The organism is Methylobacillus draconifructus, from assembly GCF_045984355.1.
Classification (GTDB): domain Bacteria; phylum Pseudomonadota; class Gammaproteobacteria; order Burkholderiales; family Methylophilaceae; genus Methylobacillus; species Methylobacillus flagellatus_A.
This window is the reverse complement of sequence record NZ_JBJQII010000001.1, coordinates 521472-544255: the sequence shown is the minus strand read 5'-3', so window position 1 is coordinate 544255 and position 22784 is coordinate 521472. Positions and strand designations below refer to the sequence as shown.

18 protein-coding genes are annotated in these 22784 nt (G+C 58.1%); 9 read left to right on the top strand and 9 right to left on the bottom strand.

The features are described from left to right. The first annotated feature begins 48 nt into the window (after nt 1-48). Complete coding sequence (locus tag ACJSDX_RS02530) at nt 49-939, top strand: LysR family transcriptional regulator (protein WP_407993344.1); 891 nt, start codon at nt 49-51, stop codon at nt 937-939. Nucleotides 940-1162: 223 nt separating this feature from the next. Here ACJSDX_RS02530 and ACJSDX_RS02525 read toward each other — a convergent pair whose 3' ends face one another. Continuing rightward, a complete protein-coding gene (locus ACJSDX_RS02525) occupies nt 1163-1489 on the bottom strand; it encodes a hypothetical protein (protein WP_407993343.1) in 327 nt (108 codons plus the stop codon). Between the two features lie 185 nt (nt 1490-1674). Here ACJSDX_RS02525 and ACJSDX_RS02520 point away from each other — a divergent pair, with 185 nt between their 5' ends. The 3 genes from ACJSDX_RS02520 (at nt 1675) to ACJSDX_RS02510 (ending at nt 6698) form a co-directional block, all read left to right on the top strand. Beyond that, a complete protein-coding gene (locus tag ACJSDX_RS02520) occupies nt 1675-2034 on the top strand; it encodes a hypothetical protein (protein ID WP_407993342.1) in 360 nt (119 codons plus the stop codon). 323 nt (nt 2035-2357) lie between these two features. Further along, nucleotides 2358-3551, top strand: coding sequence for an efflux RND transporter periplasmic adaptor subunit (locus ACJSDX_RS02515; protein WP_407993341.1), 1194 nt, complete (start codon nt 2358-2360; stop codon nt 3549-3551). A gap of 21 nt (nt 3552-3572) precedes the next feature. Beyond that, nucleotides 3573-6698 carry an efflux RND transporter permease subunit gene (locus tag ACJSDX_RS02510; protein ID WP_407993340.1) on the top strand — a complete coding sequence of 1042 codons (3126 nt, stop codon included), beginning with the start codon at nt 3573-3575 and terminating at the stop codon, nt 6696-6698. Nucleotides 6699-6871: 173 nt separating this feature from the next. Here the strand turns inward: ACJSDX_RS02510 and ACJSDX_RS02505 are convergent, their stop codons facing one another. Next, entirely contained in the window at nt 6872-7690 is an 819-nt protein-coding gene (locus ACJSDX_RS02505) for an IclR family transcriptional regulator (RefSeq protein ID WP_309565821.1), read from the bottom strand. A 154-nt stretch (nt 7691-7844) separates the two neighbouring features. Between ACJSDX_RS02505 and ACJSDX_RS02500 the strand changes: the two genes are divergently transcribed. After that, nucleotides 7845-8501, top strand: coding sequence for a pyridoxamine 5'-phosphate oxidase family protein (locus ACJSDX_RS02500; RefSeq protein WP_407993339.1), 657 nt, complete (start codon nt 7845-7847; stop codon nt 8499-8501). A gap of 21 nt (nt 8502-8522) precedes the next feature. Here the strand turns inward: ACJSDX_RS02500 and ACJSDX_RS02495 are convergent, their stop codons facing one another. From ACJSDX_RS02495 to ACJSDX_RS02475, 5 genes are all read right to left on the bottom strand, one after another. Next, nucleotides 8523-11075, bottom strand: coding sequence for an ATP-binding cassette domain-containing protein (locus tag ACJSDX_RS02495; protein WP_407993338.1), 2553 nt, complete (start codon nt 11073-11075; stop codon nt 8523-8525). 45 nt (nt 11076-11120) lie between these two features. Continuing rightward, nucleotides 11121-12128 carry a sugar ABC transporter substrate-binding protein gene (locus tag ACJSDX_RS02490; protein ID WP_407993337.1) on the bottom strand — a complete coding sequence of 336 codons (1008 nt, stop codon included), beginning with the start codon at nt 12126-12128 and terminating at the stop codon, nt 11121-11123. Between the two features lie 26 nt (nt 12129-12154). Next, entirely contained in the window at nt 12155-13132 is a 978-nt protein-coding gene (locus ACJSDX_RS02485; protein ID WP_407993336.1) for an ABC transporter permease, read from the bottom strand. Between the two features lie 124 nt (nt 13133-13256). After that, entirely contained in the window at nt 13257-13913 is a 657-nt protein-coding gene (locus ACJSDX_RS02480) for a pyridoxamine 5'-phosphate oxidase family protein (protein WP_407993555.1), read from the bottom strand. Between the two features lie 362 nt (nt 13914-14275). Further along, a complete protein-coding gene (locus tag ACJSDX_RS02475) occupies nt 14276-14905 on the bottom strand; it encodes a TetR/AcrR family transcriptional regulator (RefSeq protein ID WP_407993335.1) in 630 nt (209 codons plus the stop codon). Nucleotides 14906-15033: 128 nt separating this feature from the next. On the opposite strand from ACJSDX_RS02475, the gene ACJSDX_RS02470 reads away from it, so the two are divergent. The 3 genes from ACJSDX_RS02470 to ACJSDX_RS02460 are packed head-to-tail and all read left to right on the top strand — an operon-like array spanning nt 15034 to nt 17880. After that, on the top strand, nt 15034-15690 hold the full coding sequence (locus tag ACJSDX_RS02470) for an O-methyltransferase (RefSeq protein WP_407993334.1): 657 nt from the start codon (nt 15034-15036) through the stop codon (nt 15688-15690). Nucleotides 15691-15736: 46 nt separating this feature from the next. Beyond that, nucleotides 15737-16603, top strand: a complete 867-nt coding sequence (locus ACJSDX_RS02465; protein WP_407993333.1) for an SDR family oxidoreductase — start codon at nt 15737-15739, stop codon at nt 16601-16603. Nucleotides 16604-16659: 56 nt separating this feature from the next. Continuing rightward, nucleotides 16660-17880, top strand: a complete 1221-nt coding sequence (locus ACJSDX_RS02460) for an arabinose transporter (protein WP_407993332.1) — start codon at nt 16660-16662, stop codon at nt 17878-17880. A 210-nt stretch (nt 17881-18090) separates the two neighbouring features. On the opposite strand, the gene ACJSDX_RS02455 is transcribed toward ACJSDX_RS02460, so the two are convergent. Beyond that, complete coding sequence (locus ACJSDX_RS02455) at nt 18091-18804, bottom strand: TSCPD domain-containing protein (protein WP_407993331.1); 714 nt, start codon at nt 18802-18804, stop codon at nt 18091-18093. A gap of 71 nt (nt 18805-18875) precedes the next feature. Then, a complete protein-coding gene (locus ACJSDX_RS02450; RefSeq protein ID WP_407993330.1) occupies nt 18876-21035 on the bottom strand; it encodes an adenosylcobalamin-dependent ribonucleoside-diphosphate reductase in 2160 nt (719 codons plus the stop codon). Nucleotides 21036-21500: 465 nt separating this feature from the next. On the opposite strand from ACJSDX_RS02450, the gene waaA reads away from it, so the two are divergent. Next, complete coding sequence (waaA, locus tag ACJSDX_RS02445) at nt 21501-22778, top strand: lipid IV(A) 3-deoxy-D-manno-octulosonic acid transferase (RefSeq protein ID WP_407993554.1); 1278 nt, start codon at nt 21501-21503, stop codon at nt 22776-22778. Nucleotides 22779-22784: the final 6 nt, after the last annotated feature.

The window sequence follows — 22784 nt, the reverse complement described above, 5'->3', positions numbered from 1 at the left end:
AGGTAAAATGGTTTTATTTCACGAATTGATGAATTTTATTCATATATTATGCTGGACAGGAACCATCTCGCCATCATCCAGGAAGTCGAGCGGCAAGGCTCGCTGACCGCAGCGGCCAACGTGCTGTTCCTGACGCAATCCGCATTGAGCCACAGCATGAAAAAGCTGGAGCAGCAGCTCGGCACCGAGATATGGCTGCGCGAGGGGCGCAGCCTGCGCCTGACGCAGGCCGGGCAGTACCTGCTGGCCGTCGCCAACCGCGTGCTGCCGCAACTGAGCCTGGCGGAGGAGCGCCTGCGCCAGTTCGCCCAGGGAGAGCGCGGCACCTTGCGCATCGGCATGGAGTGCCATCCCTGCTACCAATGGCTGCTCAAGGTGGTGTCGCCCTACCTGGCGGCCTGGCCGGATGTCGACGTGGACGTGAAGCAGAAATTCCAGTTCGGCGGCATCGGCGCATTGTTCGGCTACGAGATCGACATGCTGGTGACGCCCGATCCGCTCTACAAGCCCGGCCTGCACTTCCAGCCCGTGTTCGATTACGAGCAGGTATTGGTGGTGGGGCCGCGGCACGGGCTGCGCAAGGCCGGTTTCGTGCTGCCGGAGCAGCTGGCGGAGGAAACCTTGATCACCTACCCGGTGGAGATCGACAGGCTGGATATCTATACCCAGTTCATGCTGCCGGCGGGCATCAGCCCCAAGCGCCACAAGCCGATAGAGACCACCGACATCATGCTGCAGATGGTGGCGAGCGGGCGCGGGGTGGCAGCGTTGCCGCGCTGGTTGGTCAATGAATACCAGGCTAAGTTCGACGTGACGCCGGTGCGTCTGGGCAGGGACGGCATCGCCAAGCAGATTTTCCTCGGCATCCGCGAGGCCGATACGCACATCGATTACGTCAAGGCTTTCGTCGAGCTGGCACAGGCGCGGGATAAACAGTAGACCATGCGCAATTTCAAGCGCAACCCTTTGCCATCGTCCAACGGGCACAACAAAGCGCTGCTGCATTCATACTGGGTGCCGTGCAGCGGCGAAGCCATGCTGGCTTCCGGAAGCATGGATTACACCTTTTTTCTACAACCGCAACATTACCCGCTCAAGGCGTATGGACTGCGCAAGGAGTATCCGTGCCGAAGCGTCGAGGCAAACAGTCAGGCGGGGACGGTTAATGCACGACCTGGTTTTCCTTGTCTCTCAATATCTTGCCGTTGGTGTACGCACGGTATAGCGCGATACCGGCCTCGCGTAACTCGCTGGCATCGCCGGTCAGGGCGGGATGCCCGAACGATTCTTCACGCACTTTGTAAACCGGGTTGATTTCAAGATTGTTCTGGGATGAGAGCGACTCAAACCACAGGTGACCGACGATCAGGCCATTCATGTAGAAATTCACCCTGTAAATCTGTTCGACGGAGATACTTACCACATTGCCGGTGTCGAGGGTGATCAATTGGTCACGCTTGTTGATGGCTTGAATATCCAGGATGGGCATGATCTGGCGCTTTCGATTTGGGTATCAGCCGGCATTATCTGAAAAATGGCGAGAAAGTAACAGATTCAGAATCCGTGATGAATTGCATATCAGATTGATGGGCTCGATCGGAGGGGCAAGCAATGTCTGTTGGACAAGACTTTCCCATTCGATGCAAATTCCGGCAATTCATGTACACTAACGCCATGATAAGAATCTTTATCAAAATGCTCGTGTTCGTCTTCCTGCTGGAATCCTCTGGTGCGGCAGTGGCCCAGTATTGCGAGCATGATCTTTACCCGTTGGTTTCCGCCAAGCTTTCTGCTTCAGGCTCGGCGCAAGGCTCCATCCAGGCCGCGGCAATTTCCATGGACCAGAGCAATGCCAATTCTGTTGCAGATAATGAATGCGGCTTTTGCCATGTCGGCACTGTTAAATCCTTGATGCTGAACTATGGATTGGTCAGCCCGGATTTGACGCTGCCGCTTGCTCCCGAATCCTTCTTGATATCCCGAACCCGTTCCCCCGACCTGCCCGAACGCCCCAATTGGTTCTTCGCAACCTAAGAGTTGCTGACACAACCCTTCTGGCGTTGTTGCCCTGCCTTGCCGTACTTAGTTGTACTGTCTGCAGCAGAGCTGCCTAGCCAGAATCGCTTCGCTGGGTTTTGTCAGCAGCTTTAAGTCCAGCGAAAACTTCCACATGCAATAAATCATGCGATCTTTTCGCTGGATTCTTCATGTTTATCGGAGAGTTCAATGCGAACAACCTATGTCGTCATTTGTTTTACCTTGCTCACGTCTTCGGAACCTGCGCTCTTTTCCTCCACTACTCGGAATATGTCTGGCCAGCCAATATCCAGCATTGCCAATGGATATCAGGAGCGATCATGACGTTAAAAAAAATCTCGTTATTCACCAATATTGTATTGATCGCCGCGCTATTGGCGCTGGTCATCCTGCATTTCGGACAACCCTCTCCTCGCGACGAAGACGAAGTAACCGCAGCACGGAAGGCTGCAGAAATCGAGCATGGCCACGACCACGCCGAGCACAATGACCATGTTTCCATGACCGACAGGCAATTGTCGCTGAGCCGCATCGAGATACTGGAAGCGAAACCCGCCATCATCAAGACCAGCCTGAACCTCATCGGCCAGATCAAGCTGAATGCGGACAGGAGCGTGAATGTGACTTCGCGCCTGCCGGGGATTGTCGAGTCCGTCGCGGTCAATGCCGGGGACCATGTGCGGAAAGGCCAAGTGCTCGCCGTCCTGTCCAGCCAGGCGCTTGCCGATCAGCGGGGCGAGCTTCTCGCAGCGCAAAAGCGCTTGGCGCTTGCCAAGGCCACTTATGAGCGCGAGCAGCGGCTATGGGAGGCCCATGTCTCGGCGGAACGGAACTATTTAATTGCCAAGCAGGCATTGGAGGAGGCGGAAATCGTCCTGGCCCAGGCCGAGCAGAAACTGCGCGCGATCAATACCGGCCTGCAAGGCAGGGACCTGACCCGCTATGAAATCCGCGCGCCTATAGCGGGTGTCGTGACAGAAAAATTCATCACCACCGGCCAGGTGCTCAACGGAACGGAAATGATCTATATGATTTCCGATCTTGCCAGCGTGTGGGCCGAGCTGACTGTGTATGCCAAGGACATTAATTCGATCAAGGTCGGGCAGCAGGTCGCCATCAAGTCTGCTACGTTTGATGGCCATGCCCCAGGGGTGGTGTCCTATATCGGCTCCCTGGTCGGCGCGGATACGCGGGCCACCATCGCGCGGGTGGTGCTGCCGAACCCGGAGGGTTTGTGGGTGCCTGGCTTGCCCATCAACGTCGAGCTCAGCATGAAGGAGGTAGAGGTGCCGTTGGCCGTGTCGGTCGAGGCATTGCAATCGATGGCGGGCGAAACGGTGGTGTTTGCGCGCCATGAGGATTCCTTCGACGTACGCAGGGTCAGCCTGGGGCGCAGGGACGGGCGTTATGCGGAGGTGCTTGACGGCCTGCGCCAGGGCGAACGCTATGCTGCCGGCAACAGCTATCTCGTCAAGGCTGAAATCGGCAAAGTCGGTGCCGAGCATGACCACTAGGAAAGTAGGAGCGCCGATAGCATGTTTGATAGATTGATTCGATTCGCCGTTACTCAGCGCTGGTTCGTCATGCTGCTGACCGTGGCGGCGGCCGTCATGGGCGGCTACAGCTACCTGAAGCTCCCGATCGATGCCGTCCCCGACATCACCAATGTCCAGGTGCAGGTCAATACGGCCGCCCCAGGCTATTCCCCGCTGGAAACGGAACAGCGCATCACATACCCGATCGAAACCGCCATGGCAGGCATCCCCGGGCTTGAGGAGACACGCTCCATCTCCCGCTACGGCCTGTCGCAGGTGACCGTGGTGTTCAAGGAGCATGTCGATATCTATTTCGCGCGCCAATTGGTCAACGAGCGCATCCAGCATGCCAGGGAATCCCTGCCGCCCGGCATCGCCCCTTCCATGGGGCCGACTTCGACCGGCCTCGGCGAGATTTACATGTGGACGGTGGAGGCGGAGCCGGGCGCGCTCAAGGCGGACGGAACGCCATATAGCCCGATGGACTTGCGGGAAATACAGGACTGGGTGGTCAAGCCCCAGTTGCGCAATGTCGCCGGCGTGAACGAGATCAACACGATAGGCGGCTTTGCCAAGCAATACCAGGTTTCCCCGTTGCCTGACCGCCTGGTTGCGCATGGGCTGTCGATGGCCGATGTCGTTTCGGCGCTGCAGAGAAACAATGCCAACGTAGGCGCGGGCTATATCGAGAAATCCGGCGAGCAGTACCTGATCCGCATACCCGGGCAGGTCCGCAACATGGACGAGATAGGCAATATCGTCGTCTCAGCCCGCCAGGGGGTGCCCGTCCGCATCCGCGACATCGCCGATGTGGGCTTCGGGCAGGAATTGCGCAGCGGCGCCGCCAGCGAAAACGGCGAGGAAGTGGTGATCGGCACCGTGTTCATGCTGATCGGGGAAAACAGCCGCGAGGTATCTGCGGCGGTGGATAAACGCCTGGCGGAGATCAACAAGACGCTGCCCAAAGGCATCGTCACGAAAACCGTCTACGACCGGACTGTGCTCATCGACAAGGCGATCGATACCGTCAGGAAGAACCTGGTCGAAGGCGCATTGCTGGTCGTGGCCGTGCTGTTCGTGTTCCTCGGCAATATCCGCGCAGCTGTCATCACGATGCTGGTCATCCCCTTGTCCATGCTGCTGACCTTTACCGGCATGCTGGGCAGCAAGGTCAGCGCCAATCTGATGAGCCTGGGCGCGCTGGATTTCGGCATCATCATCGACGGCGCGGTCGTCATCGTCGAGAACTGCATCCGGCATATGGCGCATGCGCAATCCAGGCTGGGCCGCCCGCTTACACGGGAAGAGCGCTTTGCGGAGGTCTTCGCGGCGGCAAAAGAGGCACGTCGTCCCCTGGTCTATGGCCAGCTGATCATCATGATCGTCTACCTGCCGATATTCGCGCTGACCGGGACGGAGGGCAAGATGTTCCATCCCATGGCGTTCACCGTGGTGACGGCATTGCTGGCCGCGATGGTATTGTCGGTCACCTTCATTCCGGCTGCGGTTGCGCTCTTCATCACCGGCTCCGTGCAAGAAAAAGAAAGCCGTGTTTTACACGGCATGAAGCAGAGATACCCGGACATGTTGCGTTGGACGCTAGCCAACCGGGCTATCGTCCTTACGGCAGCTGCCCTGGCTATTGCTCTGGGCGGTCTGATGGCCAGCAGGATGGGCAGCGAGTTCATGCCCAATCTGAACGAGGGCGATATCCTGGTGCAATCCGTCCGCATGCCTGGCACCAGCTTGAGCCAGTCCATGGCGATGCAGCGCGAAATCGAGCATACCATCATGCAGTTCAAGGAGGTGGAGCGGGTGTTTTCCAAGGTCGGCACGGCGGAGATTGCCAGCGACCCCATGCCGCCGAGCGCGGCGGATACCTATGTGATGTTGAAGCCAAAAAGCGCATGGCCCGACCCGCGGCTCAGTAAGGCAGCCTTGATTGCACGTATCCAGCATGCGGTCGAGCTGGTGCCCGGCAACAACTACGAAATCACCCAGCCGATTCAAATGCGGTTCAACGAGCTGATCTCTGGCGTACGCAGCGATGTCGCCGTCAAGGTCTTCGGCGACGAGATGGGCGTGATGCAGAACACTGCCGGCCAGATCGCGAACGTGCTGCGCAGGATTCCCGGCGCGGAGGACGTCAAGGTCGAGCAAACCAGCGGCTTGCCCATTCTGACGATCCAGATCGACCGAGAAAAAATCGCCAGGCTGGGCATCAATGTGGACGACGTGCAGCAAACCATGGCGACCGCCCTCAACGGGCAATCCGCCGGGTATGTGTTCCAGGGCGACAGGCGCTTCGGCCTCATGGTCAGGCTGCCGGAGCATATCCGCGTCGATATTGAGGCCATCAAGCGCCTGCCGATACGATTGCCCGATCTTGCGGCGAGGAGCTACCTGCCGCTCAGCGAGCTTGCCGACATCGACATCGCGCCCGGCCCCAACCAATTCAGCCGCGAGAACGGCAAGCGCAGGGTCGTGGTCACTGCCAACGTGAGAGACCGGGATATCGGTTCGTTCGTGCGGCAGGCGCAGCGGCAGATAGAACAGGATGTGGAAGTGCCGCCAGCTTACTGGCTGGTGTGGGGCGGTACCTTTGAGCAGTTGCAATCCGCCATCCAGCGCCTTGCCGTCGTGATTCCTGTGGCGTTGCTGCTGGTGATGGCGCTCTTGTACGCCATGTTCGGCAATATGCGCGACGGCCTGATTGTGTTCACCGGCATTCCGTTTGCCCTCACGGGCGGCATCCTGGCGCTCTGGTTGCGCGGGATCCCCTTATCGGTATCGGCAGGCGTGGGGTTCATCGCCCTCAGCGGGGTTGCCGTTCTCAACGGACTGGTCCTGATCAGTTTCATCCGGGGCCTCCGGGAGGCCGGAGCCCCCCTGCTCAATGCCATCGAGGACGGAGTCGTCACGCGCTTGCGGCCTGTGCTGATGACGGCATTGGTCGCCTCATTGGGCTTCATCCCCATGGCGATAGCGACCGGCATCGGCGCGGAGGTGCAACGCCCATTGGCGACCGTCGTCATTGGCGGGATATTGTTCTCGACGATCCTGACGTTGCTGGTCCTGCCCTTGCTGTACTGGATCGTTAACCACAAGGAAGAAGTCCAGCCTTGATGCGGGCCGGGCAGTCCGGCAGGAGGGGAGCATCCTTTAAACAGGCGCAAGACATCAAGATAATTGGTTGGCGATCAAGTTCGAGAAAATCTGAGCGCGTCTCTCAATCGGCTGGCGATAGCGTATTGATGGCGGCTTGTCGGCAGTGTTCATGAACAGATATTGAATAGGCGCTAAGACTCTATCATGTGGAATTTCTGCAATACGCCTGAAATAAGCTGGGCGGATTCCTGCATCTTGGCAAGGCAGGCATTCAATTGGTTCTTGTCCAGTTTCCCGGTGGGGAATGTAGTGCCTATGCCCGCAATCGGGTAGCCGGTTTGGTCGCAGATCGCCACCCCCAGGCCGCTCATGGAGCGGTCAAGCACGATGCCGTCGTAGGTGCTGTAACCGTCCTTGATCGCTTTTTTCACCGCGTTGCGGAAACCGCGTTCATCGAAACCTTCGATACGGTAGTAACGCGGCAGGTTGAGATTGATCACCGACTCGATCTCATGCAACGGGAGGCGGGCCAAGATCGCCATGCAGCTTGGCGTCAGCCCGAGCGGATAGCGCAGGCCGGCCCGCCCTTTTCCTTCCTTGATGGTCAGTTCGCTTTCGTAGCGGCCGATGCATGTATGATCCAGCCCGGTACGGACGCCCAGGTATACGACCTGCTTGAGGGTAAGCGCCAAGTCGTTGAGGTATATCGAGGCAATGCGTTCGATGGCGTGGCGGCTGATGGCTGTGTAGCCGAGCGCAGCCAGGCTTGGGCCCAGGTTATATAGCTGCGTGGCTGGATCTCGGTACGCCCAGCCAATTTCCATCAGCATATCCATGGTGCGGTGGATGGTGGGACGGGGCAAGCCAGTCCTTGCGACCAACTGGCTCAGGGAGCTGCCTTTGCTGGACCCCTGCGCGATCACCTTGAGCAGGATGACGGCGCGGCTGAGGCTGCCTTTGGCTGACGATTCGTCGATGCTGCTGAAAAGGAATTGGGACTCTTGTTTCATTATCACTGGCGCATTGTGATGCGGTTTGGAACCCCTGGCTCCGACTTGACTTGGCGTCTGTTTATGTTAACACTTTTCAGCAACAGGCCGCTTGAAAGCCGCGATCGAGCCAGGCACGAGCCTTGGCTGAGATATACATAACGAAAGAGTGCAGATGAGTGATTTCTATAGTAAACAGCATCGGCATGTACAAGAACGGTTCGAAACCACTCGGCTTGCCGACGCAGTACGCAAGAACATCGTCGCGTCGAGCATGACAGCGTCCCATCGCGAGTTCATCGAAAGCAGGGATATGTTCTTCCTGACCACGCTGGACCACCGGGGCTACCCTACTTGTTCCTACAAGGGCGGCGACCCAGGTTTCATCAGGGTGCTGGACGAGAAGACGCTGGCCTTTCCCAGCTACGACGGCAACGGCATGTTCCTCTCGATAGGCAACATGATCGCCAACGACAAGATCGGCATGCTGCTGATTGATTTCGAGACCCCCAACCGCATCCGTATCCACGGCACCGCCTCGGTGGATTTCGACGATCCCTTGCTAAGCGCCTATGCGGGCGCGGAGGTGGTCGTGCGCGTCCACGTCACGGATATCTTCACCAATTGCCCGCGCTATATCCACCGTTACCAGCGCATCGAGCGCTCGAAGTACGTGCCCAGCGCCGAAGAGCCGACGCCGCAACCCCAGTGGAAGCGCATCGACGACCTGCAGTCCGCACTGCCCGAACGCGCCCATGGGATAGCGGAGTCGTTGGGCGGCCTCATTAGCCAGGAGGAATATGCGGACAAGGTGAAGAAAGGCGAAGCCTGATTTAGGGCCTGTTAACAGGCCCTAGTGCGCCGCCAGGTCCAGGATGTCGTCTTGGCTCGCCTGTTCCAGTTCGCCAGCCACCTTGCCCTTGCGCAGCACCAGGATGCGGTCCGACAGCTTGAGGAGCTCGGGCAGGTAGGAGGAAATCAGGATGACGATCTTCCCTTGCGCCGCCAGCTCCCGTATCGCCTCATGTATCTTCGCGATGGCGCCTATGTCCACGCCGTGGGTGGGTTCGTCGAAGAAGACCGCCTGCGGCGAGAGGATGAGCGCCCGCGCGATGAGGATTTTCTGCTGGTTGCCGCCGGAATAGGTCGCAACCGCCTGCTCGGCATGCAGGCCGCTGATGCCGAGCTTGGCCGTCCATGCCGCGGCCAACTCGCGCGCCACGCGGCGTGAATACCAGAACCGCCAGCCCTTGCGCGTTGAGAGCAAGGCCAGGTAGAGGTTGTCGGCCACATCCATGGTCGCGAACAAGCCGTCTTCATGGCGGTTCTCGGTGACGTAGACCAGGCCGTTCTCGATAGCCTCTCGGGGGTTGCGCAGACTGACTTCCCTGCCTCGCAGCAAAACCTGGCCCTTGACCTTGGCCTGGTCGCGCGAGGTGCCCGTCGCGGCCCTGGCGATTTCCGTCCGTCCGGCCCCGACCAGGCCTGCCATGCCGGTGATGCCGTGGGGAGGGAAGTCCAGCGAGATATCCTCGCCCAGGCCAGGCAGGCTGAGGTTGCGCAGCGCCAGCCCGGCGCCCGCAGCGGCGCTGGGCTTCGCATGCGCCGCCGGCACGGCGTAGCTATCCTCAAGCTCCCGCCCCACCATGTGCCGGATCAGGGCGGCGCGATCAAGCCCGCCAACCGGCTGCCGCTGCAGAACGCAACGCCCGTCGCGCAGGATAGTCACCTGGTCGGCGACCGCCAGCACCTCTTCCAGGGCATGCGTGATCAATATGATGGCGACCCCCTGCAGCCGCAGATGGCGCAGCAAGGAATAAAAATAATCTGACTCGGCCTGGCTGAGACTTGCCGTGGGCTCGTCGAATATCATCACCTTGGCCTGGAGGCGGATGGCCCGCATGGTTTCCACAAGCTTTTTCTGGGCAATGCTGAGGTCGGCGACTTCTGTAGCCGGGTCGAGCTCCAACCGGAATTCCCGCAACAGGCTGCGTACCTGCTCCATGGCGTCATGCGTAGGGTAAAGCCAGGGCTCCTGGCCAAGCATGATGTTTTGCGCGACCGTCATATGCTCGATCAGGCTGCTCTCCTGGTAGATCATCGCGATTCCCGCCTGGATACTGTCGGCAGGGGTGCGGAACGTCATGGGCGAGTGCCGGACCGATAATTGTCCGCTGCTCGGCATGACCGCCCCGGCCAGGATCTTGCACAATGTGGACTTGCCCGCGCCGTTCTCCCCCAGCAGCGCCATGATCTCGCCCGGGTAAAGCTCCAGGCTGACATGCCGTAAGGCATGCTGCCCGCCGTATTGCTTGCCGATATCGTGCAGGCTCACCACGCAGGCGCGGCTGCTCGGCATCCCGGCAGCTGCATGGCCGGATGCAGCATCCAAGGGCACGTCCAGCGGCCTGGGCACGCCGGCGCCGGGCAGCGCGGCCAGCACTTTTTCCTGCCTGGCCCTTCCCATGACAGCAATCGCGCCCAGTAGCACGATGCCGGTCAGCGTGGCGGACAAACTGCCGCTGATATTGAAGCGGATCAGGCCGTTGATGAGCAGGAAGATGAAGGCCGTGCCGAGCAGGGCGCGCATGATGGAGCCCTTGCCGCCGGAAAGACTGATGCCGCCAAGTACGCAGGCGGTGATGGCCATGAGCTCCATGCCGATGCCGGTATCGGTGCCCGTACTGTTCTGGCGCGCGGCATACAGGATGCCCGCCAATGCCGCCAACAGGCCGCTGCAGGCATACGACAGCAGGACGACCCGGTTGACGCGGATGCCCGCATGGCGCGCGGCCTTGTTGCTGGCTCCCACTGCGGCAAGGTAGGTGCCCCAGCGGCTTCGTGTCAGCAGCAGGTGCGCCAGCAGGCCGCACGCCGCCAGCACCAGCATGTTGACCGGAATGCCCGCAAGCGCGCCGCTGCCGATGAAGTCCCAGGCCTCGCTCTCGTGATAGGCATCCACCAGGTCCATGGCGTAGGCATCCGACACCCACTCGTAACCCGCGCGCAAGATCAGCAGCATGGCCAGGGTGGTCAGGAAGGGCGGCGTCCTGACATAGCCGATGAGCAGGCCGTTGGTCAGGCCGATCAGGAGGCCGACAGCCAGGGTCAGGGGAATCGCGGCTTCCAGCGGCACCCCGTGCAGCTTGAGCAGGAAAATCGCCGTGAAGTTGGCGACCGCGAACACCGCGCCCACTGAGAGATCTATCCCACCTGCGATGATGACGATGGCCATGCCCGCGACAATCAGCGCGGGCTCGGCATAATCCCGCAGCAATTGCTCGACGTTCATCGCGCTCGCGTAGTGCGGCAGCAAGGCGGCAAACACGCCGAACAAGGCCAGCACTGCAACCGCCAGCGCCCAGGCGCCAGGGTCGGCATGTTTCATCCAGCCCGGCTTACGCATGCTCCGTCCTTGCACGACCAGTCACGGCCTTTCCGTACAAGGGGCTTATTTCGGCAGGTCGTAGCAATAGTTGCGCTCCTGCTTGCCGGTGACCCAGTAATTATTGGAAAGGATGGTCATGTGCTTGCTGCCGGGCTTGTTGCCGCTTTGCAGCAGGCTGATCACGGCATTCGACACCTGCTCTCCCTGAACGTCGGCGCGGAAAGACAGGATCTTGTGGAAGAGCTTCTGTTCGACCAGGTCGCAATCCGAACGCGGACCGTCACTGGAAGCGTATACCTTGACCTTGCCTTGCAGGCCCGCGGTCTTCACGGCCTGGGCCGCGCCCTGCTGCATGATGCCCCAGGAACCGTAAGTGGCGCACAGGTCGGGGTGCTGCTGCAAGGTGGTGGCCGTGATCTGGTTGGCCAGGTTGCTGTCCCACTTGGCCGACTGGGTGGAGACCAGCTTGATGCTCTTGTCCTGCTTGAACACTTCCATGAGGCCCTTGAGCTGGTCTATGCTGTCCGTGGCCGTGGCCTCGCCCTGCACGAAGGCGACCTTGCCAGAGGACTTGCCGCCGCCGCATTCCTTGACGATGTCCCTGGCGATCTGGCGCCCGACATCAACGTAATCCACGCCCACATAAGCATCGGTCGGCTGGTTCGAAAGCAGGTTGACCTGCACCACGTAAATGCCGTTGTCCATGGCGCGCTTCAACTCCTTGGTCAGCAGCGTGACATTGGCGTTCTGGACGATCAGCACGTCCGGCTTCTGGTTGATGAGGTTGGTGACCGCCTGCAACTGGGCACTGGTGCTGAAGTTGGGGTCGCGCACCAGGAACTTGACGCCGTACTTCTCGAAGTTCTGCCGCATGGCGGCGGTCCACATGTCGCCTATCGGGTTGCCGAGGGTGATCGGCACCCATGCCACGGTCTTGCTCTTGACCGCCTTGTCGAAATCGAGCCGCATCTGGTCCCGCGGCGTGGCGTAAGCCACTGTTCCCGCCGTCAGCGAAAGCATCATGCCGCCGAGCAGTAGCTTGCGTAATGGGTGGTTTTTTTTGGTTTTCATGAATCATCTCCTCTTTGTCAAACTGGTCAAATACTTTGCCGGGCGGACTCCTCGTCCAGCGGGTTCAGGCATTTGTCTACGATGAGCACGGCAAGCAGCACCGTGCCCTTGATCATGTTCTGCAACTGGCTGTTGATGTCCATGATGGTCATGGCGTTGAGCAGCACGCCCATGAGCAGCAATCCGGCCATCACGCTCGCCACGCTGCCGCGGGCGCCGGAGAAGCTGGCCCCGCCGATGATCACCACCAGGATCACGTCGAAGATCAGCGTGGAGCTCACGGTCTTGAGGTCGACGATGGCCGTGCCCGACACCATGAGCACGCCCGCAATGAAGGCCAGCAGCGCCGAGCTCATGTAGGCCATGAACAGGATGGAGCGGATGGGCATGCCGTAGAGCCTGGCAGTCTCGGTATTGTCGCCATAGGCATAGAGGAAGCGGCCGGGCGTGGTGTGCGCCAGGAACAGATGCATGAGGAGGGCGCAGGCGGCAAATACCAGCATGGGCACCGGCACGCCGTGCCAGTTCATCGAGAGTACGGTCAACTCCAGCTTTCCCGGGGGCAGGTTGATGATCATCGAGGGCAGCACGGTAGTCCTCGCCAGGCCGACGAAGATGAAGACGGTGGTCAAGGTGACGAACAGCACCGGAATCTGCAGGCGGTCCACCAGCAGGCTGTTGATCGCGCCCATCGCCAGGGCCAATGCCAGCCCGGCCAGCAGGCATAGCGGCAAGGGCAATCCCAGGACAATGCACTTCACCACGATGGCCGACGACACCATGCTGATGCCTACCTGCGAGAGGTCGATGCCGCGCACGATGACGACCGGGATCATGCCGAGCGCCAGTATGCCGAGCACCGACACGCTGCGTAGCAGGGTCATCATGTTGCCCCAGGTGGCGAAGGCGTCCAGGGTCATGGCGAACAAAAGCGCCAGCAGGAGCGCCGTCAGCAATACGGCGGTTTCCTGGCTTATGATGCGGGTTCTAAGGAGGGACTTCATGTTCGTGTTATTCATTCAACCAGACAGAACGGAAAATCTGACGACTTCCACGAAGCCGCCGATGAAGGACAGTACACATGCCTTTGCAGAGGTAATTGAACATGATCGCAATGCCCGGTGAAAATTAGGCCTTGCCTGTCCTGACCAATACCTCGTACTCATCAGGCGTAATAGTGCCGCCCAATGCCTCGGCGATATGCTTGTCGCGCTGGGGTAACGATTCCTGAAGGTTGTCGATGCGCTTCCATTCGGGCAGCCTGGTTTCGGCGCCGTGGCGCGGTATGTAGTCGGAGTCCGCCACGCGCTTGAAGCGGTGGATATAGCGCGAGCAATTGACGAAGAGCTCGGTGATCTCCACCCGCACCACCAGCTCGCTGCCGGCATACTCGGCCAGGAGCGGGTCGTCGCGGTCTATGCTGGCTTTGCCATGGATGCGGATGCGGTGCGGAACTTCGAAGTCGATCAGCAGCATGCCTACCTGGCGGTTGCGCTTGATGTTGCCCGTGGAGAGGAACATGCCGTTGCCGTCATAGCTGGGGAAAGCCAGCGTCTTCTCGTCCAGCACCTTGATGAAGCCGCGGTCGCCGCCTTTATAGGAGCAGGTCGGGTAGCCGCGGTGGTCCACCGTGCTCAGGAAGAACATGTCCCTGCTCTCTATGAATGGTTTATGCATTTCCTCGATTTTCTGGCTGACGATGTTGCTGTGCACTGCGGCGGCCAGCTTCAGGGTCTCGAAGTCTTCTTGCAGCGCCAGATGCTGTTCGCCGTACAAACTGTCCAGGTGGTGGCTGCTACCCATATTGATATCCTCGCTTCATGCCGCTCGGCTTCATCAGCCTGCCCCTTGCCAGATGCATGCCGTCCGGTCCCGTTCCGTGCATATAGGCAAGTTATGAAGTTTCTCTTCGGTAACGTGAGGATAAAGAATTACAGGACAGGGTCAATGGAAGTGGCTGAATAACCTGTCCGATATTCGGACAGAATTTCTATGGTGGGCCGAAGAAGATGACACGAATCGATTACTTGATACGGTTGGTTCACAAAAATGTCCGGTAAGCCATAAACTGAAAACCAGCCTAAGTGACGATTTATCAATTGTATTTTAGGAAAGATAAAAGTCCCACTTCCTGTTCAGGCCATCCTTCATGTAGAGAGACTATTGATATAGGCGCAAAACATATCGGCCAGTGCTTCCGCATAGCGTTCCATTTCTGCTGATGTTCGTGGAATAGATGAGAACTCCTTGCCTACAGTGCTCAGTGTGGTTGATATGATGTCGCAGACCAGAGCTCGCGTCTCTGCGGGATGTTCCGAAAGTATCTCATCAAAAAAGTCCTGATAGACGCGTGCACCCTCGGCGTGCGCTTCACGCGCTTCAGGGGCATCGCGGTATAGCGGAGCTGCGTCATCTAGAGCACCGCGCATTTTGGCTTCCTCGAGCTCGGATCGAATGAACGCATGAACCAGGGCACGCAACCGCTCAAGTTTAGACTGGGTTTGATCTGTCAATATGTTGCGGAGCATCTGCAATGTTTGACGCCATTCATCGCTCTGGAGTCTAAACAGAATCGCTGCTTTATTGGGGAAGTACTGATAGAGCGATCCAATACTCACGCCAGCCTTTTCTGCAACGCGCGCTGTCGTAAAGCGGCTTGCTCCTTCCTTCTCCAAAACCTGAACAGCGGCTTGCAAAATTGTCGTTACCAGCTCATTGGAGCGAGCTTGTTTAGGTTGTTTTCTTGAGGAAACCTGGGGTGTTTGACGGCGAGCCATCCATGAAACTCCGGACGTATGGAAATGCGAATAGAAAATGCGATCAATTCATCACATAATAAAAATGCGATGAATTGATCGCATTATTCCATGGCGCAACAATGCGTTCAACAAAAATGAGGTTTCATATGGCAACACTGACTACCGCACCAATGGCACAGCTGATTGATCGGCTATTTCAAGAAGCTGAAGCAGCCCATAGCCCAGAATTTGCTTCAATTCCTCATGAGGAGCGAGAACGGCTAATGCGTAGCAAGGATGAATACGTCACGCTCTATGGCCTGTTGAAAGATTCATGGCTTCCAGTATCTGCAGAGACAGGTCGTTTAATGTATGTGCTGGCACGTGCGATTGGTGCAAAAAATATCGTGGAATTTGGTACTTCTTTTGGCTTGTCGACACTTCATCTTGCGGCCGCATTGCGTGATAACGGAGGGGGTATGTTGATAACCAGTGAGTTTGAACCATCAAAGGTGGCTCGCGCGAGAAGGCATCTATTTGAAGGAGGAGTGGCTGATCTGGTCGATGTCCGCGAAGGAGATGCCATGAAGACTTTGGCTACAAACCTGCCTGACAGCATTGACCTGCTTGTCCTGGATGGTGCAAAAGCACTCTACGGAGAAATCCTCGCTCTAGTTGAATCCAGGCTTAGGACAGGTGCCCTTGTACTGGCTGACGACACCGATTATAACCAGGGCTACCTTGATTACATCCGCTCGCCGGAAAACGGATATCTATCTATTCCATTTGCTGAGGATGTGGAATTGTCGCTGCGGATTGGCTAGACGTTTTTGATCGTTCCCCCACTGATTTAAATTTAAGGATTAGGAAATGAAAATATTTGTTACCGGTGCTACCGGTTGGGTTGGCGCCAGGGTGGTACAGGACCTGGTTGATGCGGGGCATCGGGTGGCTGGAATGGCGAGGTCTGCCGAAAAAGCCAGGGCGCTCACCGATGTAGGCGCGCACGTTGTCATGGCGACGCTGGAGGAATTGGATGTTTTGCGGGAGATCGCTTCCGATGCCGACGCCGTCATCCATACTGCTTTTAATCATGATTTCAGCCGCTTCCTTGAAAGTTGCGAAGAGGATCGGCGGGTCATCCAGGCGTTGGGCCGCGCCTTGGAAGGGTCTGGCCGCCCAATGCTGGTCACTTCCGGGCTGTCAGGTTTGCCTCTCGGCGCCACGGAAAACGATCTTCCATCCTCGAGTGGCCCACGTCAGTCTGAAGCAACGGCCCGTCTCCTGGCGGCGCGCGGCATCCGCGCAGCCACGGTCCGCCTCCCGCCTTCTGTTCATGGGGTTGGCGACCATGGCTTCATGGCTGTCCTGGCAGGGATCGCGCGTAAAACAGGGGTATCAGCATACGTTGGGAACGGACAAAACTGTTGGTCCGCAGTTGCGCGCGCGGATGCTTCACAAGTTTATAAGCTTGCGCTGGAGACCGGGGTAACCGAAAGCGTCTATCACGCTGTAGCTGAAGAAGCCATTCCTTTCAAGTCGATTGCCGAAGCCATTGGAAAACAGCTCGGATTGCCCGTCGTTTCGCGCCCACCAGAGCATTTTGGCTGGTTTGCCCGCATGGCAGCAAACGATATGACCGTTTCGGCAGAATATACGAAGGCAATACTCAATTGGGAACCAAAGGGCTCGGGGCTGCTGAGTGACCTTGAGCTGCCAGAATACTTTTCTGGCTAAAGGATATTTGCGAGGCTGCTGTCCTGCTATCCCAAGTTAATCATTGGATAAATTACATGAAACAACACCACCAGAAGCAAGAATCTTCCATATCTGCATTGTCTCCTCCAGTGACGAATGTGTTGATGAAGGTTCTCCCAATTGTAATGGCAGTGTTCGTAGGCTTTCTCACTATTGGCATTCAACTGCCGGTATTGCCCTTGCATCTGCATGAAGGGCTTGGCATGGGAACTTTAGTGGTAGGCATGGTTATAGGATCTGAGTTTGTCGCAGCGCTACTCACTCGGGCATGGGCTGGGAACTATGCAGATATGCGTGGCGCCAAGCGGGCAATGCTGCTTGGTACCATGATGGCGGCCTGCTCAGGGATGGTTTACCTTATCTCGCTGGCATTCGTTGAGACACCTGAAGTTTCGGTCTGGATATTACTGGGCGGAAGAATTCTTCTGGCTTTAGGCCAAAGCCTCCTGGTCACAGGCTCGATGAGTTGGGGTATTGGGCTCGTTGGCCCCAAGAATGCGGGTAAAGTGATGGCATGGAACGGCATTGCGATGTACGGTGCGTATGCGATTGGAGCACCATTGGGTGTGGCGATGAACAGTGAATGGGGGTTCCAGGGCATCGCGGTGGCTATATTCTTTATACCATTGTTAGCATTGGCGATTACAGTTGGTACTAAAGGGGTGGTTCCAACAAGCGATCGTCGCATTCCATTCTACAAGGTCCTGAGCGCCGTCTGGTTGCCTGGCTTAGGTCTGGCGCTCTCGAGTGTTGGGTTCGGCGTCATAAGCGCATTCATTGCTTTGTTATTTGCCGCCAAGCATTGGGGACACTCATCCATTGCATTTGCTGTCTTCGGGCTGGCTTTCATTGGGGCACGTATATTTTTTGGGCATTTGCCCGACAAAATAGGCGGGGCGAAGGTTGCATTAGTCAGCGTGATGATCGAAGCCGGGGGCCAATTTCTTATCTGGGGAAGTGATATGCCCGAGATTGCATATGTGGGAGCCGCATTGACAGGGTTTGGTTACTCCCTGGCTTTTCCCGGGTTTGGAGTTGAGGCTTTACGCAGGGCGCCTCCGCAAACACGAGGCCTTGCCATGGGTGCTTATGCTGCATTCCTGGACCTTTCCCTCGGGATTGCCACTCCGTTAGCCGGCGCAATAGCCAATGCCTGGAGCGTTGGATCAGTCTATCTTGTAGGTGCTATCAGTGTTGGGTTATCTATTTTTGTTGCCATAAAACTTCTCAATGTTGCTTCCGTACAACATGGTTAACATGGCTGATCTAAAGTCGGAATATGGCTACTGCAATGATCGCCAGCACTAAAAGCGCACGAGTTTTGATAATTCATTTTGGATTTAAGAAAGCTGGAGTGAAACGTTTCAGCGTTCATCCATCCAATGTATTGCAGAAAATTAAAGAGTTATAAAAATATACGGTTTTAGATGTAAATCAATAAAAAGCCCGCATTTGCGGGCTTTGCCTTAACCACATTTACTATCCCCGCAATTGAGGCACGTCAGGCACCCGTCCATGACGATGGCGGCCTTTGTTTGGCACTTATTGCAAAGTTGCGCGCCGGGCGGGAAGCCTTCGGCATTGGTTTCGGCACCTGGTTTGGCGTGTTTTTCCATGTATTCGGCGCGCTTTTCGTTGATGAGTTTCTGCTGGTGTTCGTCGGGGCCGGATTTCTTCAGCATGCCGATCTGATAGAGGTGTTGTTCCAACACCTCGCCGATCTCGGCGACCAGGCTGGGGATGTATTTCCCGCCTTTCTTGAAGTAGCCGCCGCTGGGCTCGAACACGCTCTTGAGCTCTTCCACCAGGAAGGTGATGTCGCCGCCCTTGCGGAAGGTGGCCGACATGACGCGCGTGAGCGCGACGATCCACTGGAAGTGCTCCATGTTCTTGGAGTTGATGAAGATTTCGAACGGACGCCGGTGTTCCTGTGGGGTGCCTTCGTTCATGACGACGTCGTTGATGGTGATGTAGAGGGCGTGCTCGGTCACAGGGGTCTTGATCTTGTAGGTGTTGCCGATGAGCATTTCCGGGCGGCTGAGCGGCTCGCCCAACTGGACGATTTCGGCGAGTTTCTGCTCGTGCGCCTTTTGCTCGGCGGCGGCTTGTTCCGCCTTGAGCTTGTCTTCTTCGGTAATGACGTTGTAACCGGTGATTTTCTTGTCGATCTTGATTGCCATGTTCGTCTCCTGTGCGCGTGCGTCACTGGGACAGACAAACGGTCTTTTAATCCGTTTGTCTGCGATATTGTTTAGAACTTGCCGTAGTAGCCTTCCTTGAGGGCGTCGTAGAGGTTGGCGGCGGTGTGGATTTCGCCGTCGTACTCGATTTCCTCGTTGCCCTTGGCCTCGATCACGGTACCGTCGTCCAGGGTGAACTTGTAGGTGGTGTTCTCGAGGTCCTTCTCGGTCACCAGCACGCCCTGGAAGGCTTCGGGATTGAAGCGGAAGGTGGTGCAGCCCTTGAGGCCCTTCTCATAGGCGTAGAGGTAGATGTCCTTGAAGTCGTTGAAATCGTAGTCGGTCGGCACGTTGATGGTCTTGGAAATGGAGCTGTCGATCCATTTCTGCGCGGCGGCCTGGATGTCCACATGGGCCTTCGCGGCGATGGTGGAGGAATCCAGGAAGTATTCCGGCAATTGCTCTTCAGCCTTGTCGGAGAACGGCATCGCGTCCGGATTGACCAGTTCGCGGTAGGCGAGCAGTTCGTAGGAGAACACGTCGACCTTTTCCTTGGATTTCTTGCCTTCGCGGATGACGTTGCGGCTGTAGTGGTGCGCGAACGACGGCTCGATGCCGTTGCTGGCGTTATTGGCGAGGCTGAGCGAGATGGTGCCGGTCGGCGCGAGCGAGCTGTGGTGGCTGAAGCGCGAGCCGGTCTTGGCGATCTGTTTGCGCAGTTTTTCCGGGAATTGCTGCATGTAGCGGCTGTAAAGGCCCATGAGCACCTTGCCCTTGATCTTGTCGCCGAGCTTGATGCCGTCTTTCGCCATTTCCGGACGCTTGGACAAGAGGTCGGCGGTGATCTCGAACTCTTCCTCCATGATCGGCGCAGCGCCCTTTTCCTCGGCGAGTTCCACGCCGACTTCCCAGCCGACCTCGGCCATGACCTTGGTGACCTCTTCGGTGAACTGCAGCGAATCGGCCTCGCCATATTTCATCCTGAGCATGGTGAGCGTGGAGCCCAGCCCCAGGTAGCCCATGCCGTGGCGGCGCTTGCGGGCGATCTCGTCGCGCTGCTGCTGCAACGGCAGACCGTTGATTTCGACGACGTTGTCGAGCATGCGTGTGAAGATGGCGACGACTTCGCGATATTCGTCCCAGTCGAAATAGGCGCTGTCGGTGAACGGCTGGCGCACGAACTTGGTCAGGTTGACAGAGCCGAGCAGGCAGGCGCCGTAAGGCGGCAAGGGCTGCTCGCCGCATGGGTTGGTGGCGCGGATGTTCTCGCAGTACCAGTTGTTGTTCATCTCGTTGACGCGGTCGATGAGGATGAAGCCGGGTTCGGCGAAATCGTAGGTGGAAGACATGATCACGTCCCACAGTCGCTGCGCCTTGATGGTCTTGTAGACGCGGCAGGCTACCTTGCCGTCGGATTCGCGCGTGAGGTACTTGTCCTTGACCGGCCATTCGCGCCAGACCACGGCTTCCTCATTGTGGACGTCGAGGCCGTCCTGCTCGGCTTCCTTCGCCGTGACGGGGAAGGCGAGCTTCCATTCCGCGTCGGCCTTCACCGCTTCCATGAACTCCTTGGTGATCAAGGTGGAAAGGTTGAACTGGCGCAGCCGTCCCGCCTCGCGCTTGGCCTTGATGAAATCGGTCACGTCGGGGTGCGAGATGTCGAAGGTCGCCATCTGCGCGCCGCGGCGGCCGCCGGCGGACGAGACGGTGAAGCACATCTTGTCGTAGATATCCATGAACGAGAGCGGGCCGCTGGTGTAAGCGCCCGCGCCGGCGACGAACGCGCCCTTGGGGCGCAGGGTGGAGAACTCATAGCCGATCCCGCAGCCCGCCTTCAAGGTCAGGCCGGCTTCGTGAACTTTCTCCAGGATGCCGTCCATGCTGTCCTCGACGATGCCGGAGACGGTGCAGTTGATGGTGCTGGTGGCGGGCTTGTGCTCCTGCGCGCCCGCATTGGAAGTGATGCGCCCGGCGGGGATCGCGCCGCGGCGCAACGCCCAGAGGAACTTCTCGAACCACAGGCCGCGCTTCTCCTCGGTCTCTTCCACATCCGCCAATGCGCGCGCCACGCGCTTGTAGGTGTCGTCCATGTCCTGGTCGATGAAACTGCCCTGCTTGGTTTTCAGGCGGTACTTCTTGTCCCAGATGTCCAGGGAAACGGACTGCATCGGGACTTCTGGCACGTCGGCCTCCTGAGTTGCGGGTTTAGCAGTTTTCACGGCCTTGAGCATGGGGGGATCCTCTCTAGTTTTCTGGCTGAATTCGCTGTTTGTTTGAATACCCGCTTAAATGTTGCGGAATATCCGCCGACCACAACATATAGTGAGTGAATGGAAAGTTATGTCATTTTATTGTGTTGGTCAAGGGTGTTTTTTGGTGCATGAGCGAATGGACATGCATCGGAAAGGGGCGGGCTGGACGAATGCCTTTTACCTGCAGCGTCTTGGCGCGGGGTGAGTCCTTGCTTCGCTTTATTTTGCTGCCTGGAAAGTATTGGCTGGGCGAGTCAATGGAAGTTTCAGGTAGGCAGCAATGCATGATGAGTGGGAACTGAAGTCCTGTTGCTGGACCTGGCCGATATCCAGCCCACGCAAAGCAGTCAAGAGGAAAACGAAGGTTCTTGGAGTCACCGCTGTCAGGTAGAGGCAAAAATCACGAAGCGTGATTATGCCCTGTATTCATGCGAAAATTGGCTGATGCCGCGCCTAATTTACACCTTCCTGATTTATCTCCTGTTGCCTTTTGCCCCTTTGCGTTTGCTGTGGCGCGGTATGCGCCAGCCGGAATACCGCCGGCACTGGGGGGAAAGGTTCGGTTTTTTCAAGACGCCGGTGACCAAGCCCGTCATCTGGATGCATTGCGTGTCCGTCGGGGAAACCCGTGGCGCGGCGCCCTTGATCAAGCTGCTGCAACAGCGATATCCGCAATACCAAATCCTCATTACGCATGCGACGCCCACCGGGCGCGAGGCGGGGGAGCAATTGTTCGGCGACAGCGTGTTGCGCTGTTATCTGCCTTATGACACGCCGGGCGCGGTTGCGCGATTCCTCGGGCATTTCCAGCCCAGGCTGGGCATGCTGATGGAAACCGAACTGTGGTTCAACCTGATTGCAGGCTGCAAGACGCGCGATATCCCCATCCTGTTGGTGAATGCGCGGCTTTCCGCAAAGTCTGCGCAAGGATATGCCCGGCTGGGACGCCTGGTCGGCAATGGTTTGCGGCAATTGACGGCCATTGCGGCGCAGACCATGCAGGATGAGGAGCGCTTGCAATCGCTGGTTGCAGCGCATGGACATAGCTTGCCGGTCGAGGTGACGGGCAACTTGAAGTTCGATGTGACGCCGCCGCCAGAGGCGTCGGCGCAGGGCGAGGCATTGCGCGAGCATTTTGGCCGTACTCGGCCGGTGTTTCTGGCCGCCAGCACGCGAGACGGCGAGGAGGCGATGATCCTGGATGCGGTTGCTGCGGCAAAATTGCCGCAGTTGCTGACTGTCATCGTGCCGCGCCATCCGCAACGCTTCGACGAGGTAGCCAACCTGTTGACGCGGCGCGGCATTCATTTCTTGCGACGCTCCAAGCTATCGCAGGCGGTACCCGCCAATGTGGAGGTGGTGCTGGGCGACAGCATGGGGGAAATGTTCGCCTACTATGCGGCCTGCGATGCCGCCTTCATCGGCGGCAGTTTGCAGCCGCTGGGCGGGCAGAACCTGATCGAGGCCAGCGCCATGAGCAAGCCGGTGCTGGTCGGCCCGCATACGTTCAATTTCGCCGCGGCGACGGAAATGGCGATTGCGGCCAAGGCTGCCTGGCGCGTGCAGGACGTGGCAGACTTGGCGCGGGCCTTGCAGCGCCTATTCGGCGATCCGGAGCTGCGCCAGTCCATGAGCTGGAAGGCGCTGGAATTCAGCGCCAGCGCGGGAGGCGCTACGCAGCGCATTGCGGATTTGGTGTCGCGCTACCTGCCCGATAGGTAATCCCGG